This window comes from Streptomyces sp. NPDC048664 (assembly GCF_040650555.1).
Taxonomy (GTDB): domain Bacteria; phylum Actinomycetota; class Actinomycetes; order Streptomycetales; family Streptomycetaceae; genus Streptomyces.
This window is the reverse complement of the sequence record NZ_JBEZHK010000047.1, coordinates 23,923-32,749: the sequence shown is the minus strand read 5'-3', so window position 1 is coordinate 32,749 and position 8,827 is coordinate 23,923. Positions and strand designations below refer to the sequence as shown.

Sequence of the window (8,827 nt, the reverse complement as noted above, 5' to 3'; positions counted from 1 at the left end):
TCCTGTAGCTCCCATGGCCCCGTCTGCGCCAGTGGCCCCCATGGCTCCGGTGGCTCCATCAGCGCCGGTGGCTCCTGTTGCGCCGGTGGGTCCGGTCGCGCCTGTGGCTCCTGTTGCGCCGGTGGGTCCGGCGAGGTCGTAGGCGAAGCTGAGGGTTGGGGTGGCGGTGGCGTCAGTTGTCGCGACTGCCCCGCTTACCAGCGATGCGGTATAGGACGACGATCCGGCTCCGCCGCCGCCGCCGGACGAACCGCCACCGCCGAAGAATCCTCCGCCGCCCCCTCCACCAAAACTGCCGGTGGCGGCTGCGCCGCCGAAGCCGGCGGCACCAGCCTGACCCGTGCCGGCGTCACCCGTGCCTCCGCTACCACCGGTGCTGCCGCCTCCTCCACCGCCAGGGAAGAGATCATCGTCCTCGCCGCCACCGCCGCCACCTGCGGTCGTGGCGGAGGCACCGCCGCCGTCACCACCGCCCCCCGCCCCGCCTGCCCCGCCGCTGCTGGCGGTACCACTGCCACCCGATCCGGCGTTCCCACCGCCTCCTCCACCACCGATACCGAAGCCGCCGCCGTTGCCACCGCTGAAGGTGCTGCCACTGCTTCCGTTGCCGCCATTGCCGTTGCCGTTACCTGCGTCATCGAGGTAGCTGCCGCCGCCGCCTGGGGCGACGATGAGGCGGGGTTCGGTGCTGCCGGTGCCGTAGAGGCTGGTGCAGGGGCTTCCGGCTGTCGTGGCGCAGGTCTGGATAGAGGTGGCTCCTCCTCCACCGCCGCCTCCGTTGTCACCATTGCCGCCGCCGTTGTAGCCGCCACCGATACCAGGATTGGTGGCATTGGTGCCGTTGCCGCCGATTTCGACGAAGAGGGACTGCCCGGGGGAGGTAGTGAGGTTGGTGGCGGTCACAGTGCCGCCAAACCCGATTACTGTGCCGAGACTACTGCCGTTGCCACCGGCTGCGCCAACGGCAGTGATGTTGGTGAGTTGGATGACGCCGATGGGAGTGGTGAATGTGAATTGGCCGCCAGTGTTGCCGGAGACGGTGTAGGAGCAGGTGACCGTTCCCCCGCTTTGGGTGGCAGTGATGCCTGTGGTGTCGCTGGTGGCACTGTTGGTTCCGCAGTACGGGTCCGCTGCATGGGCAGGGGTAGCGAGGAGGTGGGTCAGTGATGAGAGGGAGACTGCGCAGGTGGCGAGGGTGAGTGTGATGGCGGAGGCGACACGGCGGCCCCGACGTGTAGTGCGCGGCGGGCAGGGCGTTGGCATCGAAGCGGCTGCAGAGAGGTGCGCCGTCGCAAGCGCCATCGGTTTCCTTTTCTCGTGTTCCGGGCGGGGGCATCACACATCGTCTGGTGGTTCCCGGGGATGCGGCCGAGTGTTTGGGGTGGATGTCAGCTTGGCAAGAGAAAGGTCCAGGTTGCGGGTGGCGCGTGAGTGCCGGTATCTGACGGCCCATCGAATTCACCCGGTCTGACGAATCTGCAAGTGATCGTTGGGAACCTATTGATCACAGATGAGCCTTTTCCATCTTTGTGGGGCTGGCGCTGGCGCTGGCGTCGGCGGAAGAAGCGGCGGGTCCCCGCGCGAGTTCATGCCACTGTCCAGGAACGACGCCTCACCCGCTGTCACGCACCAACTCGTTAGGGGCCGGGGTCCCGGGCGATGTCGCCGGCGCTACCCCTCCTTGCCCAGCGGTGTTCCCTCGGCCGCCGTGGCCTCGCCGACCGTGGCCGTGCCGCGCAGGACCAGGGTGACGGCGACCGCCGCCACGGCTCCGGCGACCGGGCCGAGCAGATAGACCCACCACGTGGACACGTTGCCCACGGCCACATCGGGGCCGAGGCTGCGGGCCGGGTTCATGGAGGCGCCGTCGTAAGGGCCGCCCATGGTGCCCCAGGCCAGGATGTAGGAGCCCACGGCCAGGGGAACGAACGGACCGTTGAGTTTGGGGCCGTCGGCCAGGCACAGGACCATCAGGACCAGGCCGAAGGTGATGACTGCCTCGAACCCGGTGGCCTGCCAGGACAGGCCGGGCTGTGGTGTGGTCGTCGCGAGGCCGCCCGCCGGGCCGAAGAAGCCGCGTGCCAGCAGGGAGCCGCCGATTCCGGCGGCGAACTGGGTGAGCCAGTAGGCGCCGGCCATGGCAAGGCCCATGTCCCGTCGTAGGAAGAACGCCAGAGTCATCGCCGGGTTGAAGTGGGCGGAGATATCGCCGAGGAAGTACACGGCGACGAGCAGCCAGAGCGCGGAGACGAGGGACAGGACCAGGGTCACCTGCCAGGGTTCCAGCCCCCGGCCGCCGTAGCGGGCGAGGACCGCCGCGCCACCGGACAGCACGAAGGTCAGGCCGGCCATGCCGATGAACTCGGCGAGCAGCCGCCGCAGCCGGTGGTCGGGGTTGGCCCAGTCGGCGTAGCCGCGCGGACCGACCGAGGCGATCAGCGCGGCCTTGCCGACCGGTACGGCCGCTCCGGGCTGCCCGGAACTCACGTCAGGACTTCTCGGAGGGCAGGTCGGCGCTTCCTCCCCGTGTCAGGGCGAGCGGGTCGACCACCCGGTCGAAGAGTTCCTCGGAGACACCGTTGGCCAGGGCGGCCTGCTTGAGGGTGGTGTCGTGGTCGATGGCGTAGTGGGAGATGACCGATGCCTGGTCGTAGCCGATGACCGGGGACAACGCCGTCACCATCATGACGGAGCGCTCGATGTTCTCGGAGAGTTTGGCCTGGTCGAGCCGCGCGCCCTCGATCATGAACTCGCGGAAGTGGTCGCACATGTCCGCCAGGATCAGCGCGGAGTGCAGATAGTTGTCGATCAGGATCGGGCGGAACGCGTTCAGCTCGAAGTTTCCCTCCGCGCCGCCCATGGTCACGGCCACGTCCGAGGCGATGACCTGGATGGCCACCATCAGCATGGCCTCCGCCTGGGTCGGGTTGACCTTGCCGGGCATGATCGAGGAACCGGGCTCGTTGGCGGGCAGGACCAGCTCGTGGATCCCGGTGCGCGGACCCGAGCCGAGCCAGCGCAGATCGTTGGCGATCTTGAAGAGGGTGACAGCCACCGTCTTCAGCCCCGCGTGGGCACGGACCATACGGTCCAGGGTGCCCTGAGCGGCAAACTTGTTCGGCGCCGTCCTGAACGGGATGCCCGTCATCGAGGCGAGCTGCTCGGCCACCTGCTCACCGAACCCGTCCGGCGCGTTCAGCCCGGTGCCGACCGCGGTCCCGCCCATGGCCACCAGCAGCAGCCCCCGGGTGGCGTGCTCGGCCTCGGCGATCGCGTCGTCCAGTGCCCCGACGTATCCGGACCACTCCTGACCCACGGTCAGCGGGCAGGCGTCCTCCAGGTGGGTACGCCCGATCTTGACGACGTCGGACCACTTCCGCGACTTCGCCTCAAGGGCGTCACGCAGCCGCCGCAACGCCGGAATGGTCTTCTCGGTAGCCATCGTGTACGCGGAGATGTGCATCGCGGTCGGGAAGGTGTCGTTGCTCGACTGGCCCATGTTCACGTGGTCGTTCGGGTGGATCGGCTCCTGGGTTCCCAGCTTGCCGCCCACCAGCTGGATGCACCGGTTCGAGACGACCTCGTTCACGTTCATGTTCGACTGGGTACCGGAACCGGTCTGGAACACGTACAGCGGGAAGTTCTCGTCCAGCGCCCCGGAGATCACCTCGTCGCACACCCGCTCGATCAGGCTGCCCTTCCACTCCGGCAGCCGTCCGGCCCTGGTGTTCACCACCGCGGCGGCTTTCTTCACATGCCCGTAGGCGTGGTACACCTCCTTGGGCATGCGGTCATGACCGATGTTGAAGTGCTCGAGACTGCGCTGTGTCTGCGCGCCCCAGTACCGGTCCGCGGGCACCATCACCACACCCAGGCTGTCGAACTCCCGCCGCTCTCCCGTGGCGGCCAGTCCGATGGGCAGGTCGAGGATCTTCGGGGCCGTGCCGTCGATCGTGTGGGTCATGGGGCATCGCTTCCCCGGCGAACGGGGCAGCCCTAACGTCATGCCGCCACAGTCGGTGGAATGCGTCATCCCGATCCCGCGAATGGGGTAGTCCGGGTAGGTCCCTGACTGATCGTCTCGGAATGAGTCGAGCCGCAGGTCTCGCACTCGTCGATCTTGGTCAGCAAAGTGTCCGGGCGCGTGCTGATCTGGTTTCTGACGGCCTGTGGAAACGGGTGACCCCGCTGCTGCCACCCGCTCCCGAGTGGCGGCACCGATACCCCGGGCGGTTGCGTGTGTCTGACCGAGTGGCCCTCACGGTTGTCATGCATGTGCTCACCTAGAGGTCCCAGCCGGTCAGGAGATCACACACGCGAGCCAGGTCCCGGTGCAGAACAAGGACGTCGATGCCGCCGTGCGGGCGCAGTTCACGACCGACAGTGAGTTCGATCGCGTACCCACCGGCGACCCACCACGGTCAGCCCGTGGTCTTCCGCGCCGTCGCCCGCGCCAGCGGTGGACTCCGAACCGAGCAGCCGAGCGGACTCGGCGCTCACGCCTCGCGAACCGCCGGATTCAAGGAGGTTCCCAGATACCGGCCTCATTTCACGCGGCCAGACGTGGCCGGCAGGTCATCCCGGCCCCGAAGCCCAGGTGACCGCCACCCGACCTGTTCACGCCGGAGACCCACGCGGTATGCCGCCTGCCGGTGGCCAGGAAGACGCTCGTCTTCGCCGCGGACGGACAGCCGGCGCACCGCGCCTGCCAGTCGGCCACGGACCGCTCGCCGACCCGTTCGGCGGCTCCGCCCGGTCTCACCCGGGCGCCGAAAGACATCAGCCGCGCCGAACTCCTCAAAAAGGTCGAAGCGTTGCGGAAGCACGACGCGAAAATGAAGCCGGGGGCCGCGAAGGCGCAGCCCGCCGACCGCCCAAGCAGCCGACAACGCCACACCGCGGCAAGCGGCCGGTCCCCCCAGCCGTTCTACGGTGTGGAGATGAAGTTCATCCAAGGGTGCCTGACCTCGGGTTCGTGAGCCAGGCGCTTCTACCCGTCAGGCGGCGACGAGTTCCTGCTCACGGTCCGGCGTCTTGACCTCGGGCTTCTTGTTCGGCAGCGAGAGCCGGAAAACCTTGCGCCACGCGGAGAACACCTGTTTGGGCAGCGGCCCGGTGACGTACTCCAGCTCGTACTTTTCGAACAGCGCGCGCACCTTCACCGCGACCTCGGCGTACCGGTTGCTCGGCAGGTCCGGGAACAGGTGGTGCTCGATCTGGTGGGAGAGGTTGCCGGTCATGAAGTGCATGGCGCTGCTGCCGCTGATGTTCGCCGAGCCCATCATCTGGCGCAGGTACCACTGGCCGCGCGTCTCGCCCTTGATCGACCGGCGCTCGAAGACCTGCACGCCCTCGGGGAAGTGCCCGCACATGATCACCGAGTGGGACCAGATGTTGCGGACCAGGTTCGCGGTGAACGTGGCGGCGAGCGTGGTGAGGAACGACGGGCCCGACAGCAGCGGGTGGATCACGTAGTCCTTGAGCACCTGCTTGCGGATCTTGCGGCCCACGGCCTTGGCCCGCGCGCGGAACTCCGGGTTCTTGCGGCGGCGCTTGTGCAGGTTCTTGCCGAGCTCGAGGTCGTAGGCGGCGATGCCGTATTCGAAGAAGCAGGCGTTGATGAAGTTCCACAGCGGCTGGCCGAGGTGGACTGGGTGCCACCTCTGGTCCTCGTCGACGCGCATGATGCCGTAGCCGAGGTCGTTGTCCTTGCCGATCACGTTGGTGTACGTGTGGTGGAGCTCGTTGTGCGAGTGCTTCCATTGATCGGACGGCGAGACGTGATCCCACTCCCATGTGGTGGAGTGGATCTTCGGGTCCCGCATCCAGTCCCACTGGCCGTGCAGGATGTTGTGGCCGATCTCCATGTTGTCCATGATCTTCGCCACGGACAGGCCGGCGGTGCCGAGCAGCCACGCGGGCGGGAAGATCGAGAACAGCAACACACCCCTGCTGACCAGCTCGAGCTTGCGCTGTGCCGCGATGACCTTGCGAATGTAGGCGGCGTCCTTCTCGCCCCGGCTGGCGATCACCTCGTCGCGGATCGCGTCCAGCTCGCGGCCGAGCTCCTCGATCTGCTCCGCGGTCAGGTGGGCGGTGGGGTCGATGGCGGTCAAGGTGCTCCTACCGTTCGATGTCGCAGGGGCCCGCCGCGGCGGACACGCAGGTCTGGATGAGGACGCCCGGCTCGGCCTCGGTGATCTCGCCGGTGCGCAGGTCGCGGACGGCGCCCGCCTTGAGTGGCGTGACGCAGCCGAAGCAGATGCCCATGCGACACCCGGAGGGCATGAGCACGCCGGCCTGCTCGCCGATGTCCAGCAACGGCGTGGCGCCGTCCGCGTCGACGGTCTTGCCGGTGGCGCTGAACGTGACCTCGCCACCGTCCCCGGCGGCGATGATGCTGGGGCGGAAGCGTTCGGTGTGCAGGCGCTCCTGTACGCCGTGCTCACTCCAGTGCTCTTCGGCGGCGTCGAGCAAGCCCGCGGGCCCGCAAGCCCAGGTCTCGCGCTCGGCCCAGTCGGGCACGAGTTCGTCGAGACGGGCGATGTCGAGCATGCCGTCCGTGTCGGTGTGCACCTCGGTGAGCCGCAGCTTCTTGTGCGCGACCATATCGTGCAGTTCGCCGCGGAAGATCACGTCTTGCGGCTGTGGCGCGCAGTGGATCATGACGACGTCGTCGAACTCGACGTCGCGCAGCATGCCCATCACGGGCGTGATGCCGCTGCCGGCCGTGAGGTAGAGCACCTTGGCGGGCTTGGCCTGCGGCAGCACGAAGTCTCCGGTCGGCTGGTCGAGCTGGATCAGCGTGCCCGGTTGCGCCCTGCGGACCAGGTGGTTGCTGACCTTGCCGTCCGGGATCGCCTTCACGGTGATCGTGAAGCGGCCGTCCTGGCGGTTCGTCGGCGAGGTGATCGAGTAGGCACGCCACAGGCGCACCCCGTCGACGTCGACCCCGATCCGCACGTACTGACCGGCTGTGTGGCCGCGCCAGCCCCGTCCCGGCCTGATCACGACAGTCGAGGCGTCACCCGTCTCGGGGTGCACGGCCTCGATGCGCCCACGCAGGTCGGCGCCCGCACGCAGCGGGCTGACCAGGTCGAGGTAGTCCGACGGCAGCAGCGGCGTCGTGACCATCTCCAGCAGTTTCCACGCCCTGCTGCGGAGGACTGTACTCGTCATGACTCCAGCTTGCTACGTCTCAGGGCGTAAAGTCCTGACCGCAGGACGTGAATCTGATCGGCGAGATTGTTCGCAGGGAATAAGAACGTGAGCCATGTAACCCGGAGGGTCAGCGAGCTGGCCCTGGATGAGACGACGGTCACCGCGCTTCGGGCCGCGCTGAAGACCACCGCCGACGAGGTCGTCCAGGCGATCATCGACGAGGTCCCTCCCTACGCCAACGCCCTCGCGGGCCGTATGGGCAGCAGCATCCGCCGAGCCGTCCGCACCGCCCTGGGGCACTACCTGGACCTCGCGAGCGGGAGCGCCACAGGCGGCGACGGCGGTGACGCAGCGTACGAGCTGGGCCGCGGCGAGGTGCGCGACGGCCGTTCGATGGACGCTCTGCTCAGCGCCTACCGCGTCGGCGCCCGCGTGGCCTGGCGATGCCTGGCAGCGGGTGCCGTACCCGCAGGTCTGCCCGCCGCCGAGGTCGCCAAGTTCGCCGAGCTGACCTTCGCCTACATCGACGAGCTCTCCGCCGCGAGCGCCGCGGGCCACGCCGACGAACTGGCCGCCCGGGGCAGGGCCCACGAGCGCCACCTGGAACACCTGGCCCGCGACCTCCTCGCCGGCGCGAACCCGGACGTGCTGCTGGCTTCTGTTCAACGGGCCGGGTGGCAGCCTCCGGTTTCGCTGACCGCGGTCCTGCTGCCCGCCGCCCAGGCCCGGCCTGCCTACCGCACGCTCGACCCGAGCACCCTCGTCCTCGACGATCTGCCGGACGCCACCGGTGTGCTGCTCGTCCCCGATTCCGACCGGACACATCTCCTGCGGCAGCTGACCGACCGCACCGCCGTGGTCGGCCCGTCCCGGCCATGGACTCGCGCGTCCGCCTCGTACGCACGAGCCGCACGCGCGCGCTCCCTCTCCTGCGATATCCGCGACACCGAGGACCACCTGCCCGAGCTGGTACTGAGCGCCGACGTGGACGCGTTCGCAGACCTGCGTGCCCGAGCCCTCGCACCGTTGCGCGCCTTGCCTGTCGCGACCGCACGGCGGCTGGAGGAGACGTTGCGGGCGTGGCTGCTGCACCAGGGCAGACGGGACGAGGTGGCGGCGGCGTTGTTCGTCCATCCCCAGACAGTCCGGTACCGGATGTCGCAGCTGCGGGAGCTGTTTCCGGATCTCGCATCGTCACACCGGGTCCTTGAACTGACGCTGGCGATCGGTCTTCGGGCCAGTTGACGCGTACTTCGACCGTCCACGAACTCCCGGCGGATCCCGGCATCGTGCTCGGTGTCTACCTGGACGTCCTTGCAGCCGGGACGATTCGGGTGAGCGATGCGATCAAGGTGCAGCAGGTCGGCTGACAGGGAGCGTTCCACCGCGAGTCGCCCACCTGCCGATCCGTCAGGCCCGCGTCTCGCACGACCAGCCACACCCGGTCGCGACTGAGCGGGAGTTGGCCGAGAAGGACGCCGGACGCGTCGAGCAGGGTGTTGGCGAAGGCTGGAGCGACCGCGTTGAAAGGGCGGACTATCGGCCGTGACGCCCCGTTTGACTTCCTGGGCACCCGCATGCATGGCGATGGGCCAGGAAATGGGATCTGACCTCGGATTTTCCGAAGATCGCTCATTCTGTAAGCCGGAGTCGAAGAAGAGCGAGT

At 68.3% G+C, this 8,827-nt stretch carries 7 protein-coding genes and 3 pseudogenes; 4 read left to right on the top strand and 6 right to left on the bottom strand.

Features of this window, described 5'->3' with window-relative positions; translation table 11 throughout:
- The 3 genes and pseudogenes from AB0C59_RS33255 to AB0C59_RS33245 all read right to left on the bottom strand — a co-directional run.
- Positions 1-903 (bottom strand): annotated as a pseudogene (locus tag AB0C59_RS33255) (hypothetical protein); the annotation flags it as partial.
- A 768-nt stretch (positions 904-1,671) separates the two neighbouring features.
- On the bottom strand, positions 1,672-2,487 hold the full coding sequence (locus AB0C59_RS33250) for an aquaporin (RefSeq protein WP_363011305.1): 816 nt from the start codon (positions 2,485-2,487) through the stop codon (positions 1,672-1,674).
- 1 nt (position 2,488) lies between these two features.
- Positions 2,489-3,964: a class II fumarate hydratase gene (locus tag AB0C59_RS33245; RefSeq protein WP_363011303.1), complete on the bottom strand. Its 1,476-nt coding sequence runs from the start codon at positions 3,962-3,964 to the stop codon at positions 2,489-2,491.
- Positions 3,965-4,086: 122 nt separating this feature from the next.
- Here AB0C59_RS33245 and AB0C59_RS33240 point away from each other — a divergent pair.
- A pseudogene (locus tag AB0C59_RS33240) lies at positions 4,087-4,281 on the top strand (hypothetical protein); the annotation flags it as partial.
- 44 nt (positions 4,282-4,325) lie between these two features.
- On the opposite strand, the pseudogene AB0C59_RS33235 reads toward AB0C59_RS33240, so the two are convergent.
- A pseudogene (locus AB0C59_RS33235) lies at positions 4,326-4,394 on the bottom strand (amino acid transporter); the annotation flags it as partial.
- 258 nt (positions 4,395-4,652) lie between these two features.
- Here AB0C59_RS33235 and AB0C59_RS33230 point away from each other — a divergent pair.
- The gene (locus AB0C59_RS33230) at positions 4,653-4,979 is read left to right on the top strand and encodes a hypothetical protein (protein ID WP_363011301.1); all 327 of its coding nucleotides are present in this window, start codon (positions 4,653-4,655) and stop codon (positions 4,977-4,979) included.
- Positions 4,980-4,997: 18 nt separating this feature from the next.
- Here AB0C59_RS33230 and AB0C59_RS33225 read toward each other — a convergent pair whose 3' ends face one another.
- Both AB0C59_RS33225 and AB0C59_RS33220 read right to left on the bottom strand, forming a co-directional pair.
- Positions 4,998-6,116 carry an acyl-CoA desaturase gene (locus AB0C59_RS33225; RefSeq protein ID WP_363011299.1) on the bottom strand — a complete coding sequence of 373 codons (1,119 nt, stop codon included), beginning with the start codon at positions 6,114-6,116 and terminating at the stop codon, positions 4,998-5,000.
- Between the two features lie 7 nt (positions 6,117-6,123).
- Positions 6,124-7,179, bottom strand: a complete 1,056-nt coding sequence (locus AB0C59_RS33220) for a ferredoxin reductase (RefSeq protein WP_363011297.1) — start codon at positions 7,177-7,179, stop codon at positions 6,124-6,126.
- 87 nt (positions 7,180-7,266) lie between these two features.
- Between AB0C59_RS33220 and AB0C59_RS33215 the strand changes: the two genes are divergently transcribed.
- Complete coding sequence (locus AB0C59_RS33215) at positions 7,267-8,406, top strand: helix-turn-helix domain-containing protein (protein WP_363011295.1); 1,140 nt, start codon at positions 7,267-7,269, stop codon at positions 8,404-8,406.
- Complete coding sequence (locus tag AB0C59_RS33210; RefSeq protein WP_363011293.1) at positions 8,403-8,531, top strand: hypothetical protein; 129 nt, start codon at positions 8,403-8,405, stop codon at positions 8,529-8,531. The genes AB0C59_RS33215 and AB0C59_RS33210 overlap by 4 nt, the downstream gene beginning before the upstream one ends.
- The last annotated feature ends 296 nt before the right edge of the window (positions 8,532-8,827 follow it).

Coding starts and splice junctions, on each gene's coding strand:
- AB0C59_RS33245 (WP_363011303.1), bottom strand. CDS start 3,964: ATGACCCACACGATCGACGGCACGGCCCCGAAGATCCTCGACCTGCCC.
- AB0C59_RS33220 (WP_363011297.1), bottom strand. CDS start 7,179: ATGACGAGTACAGTCCTCCGCAGCAGGGCGTGGAAACTGCTGGAGATG.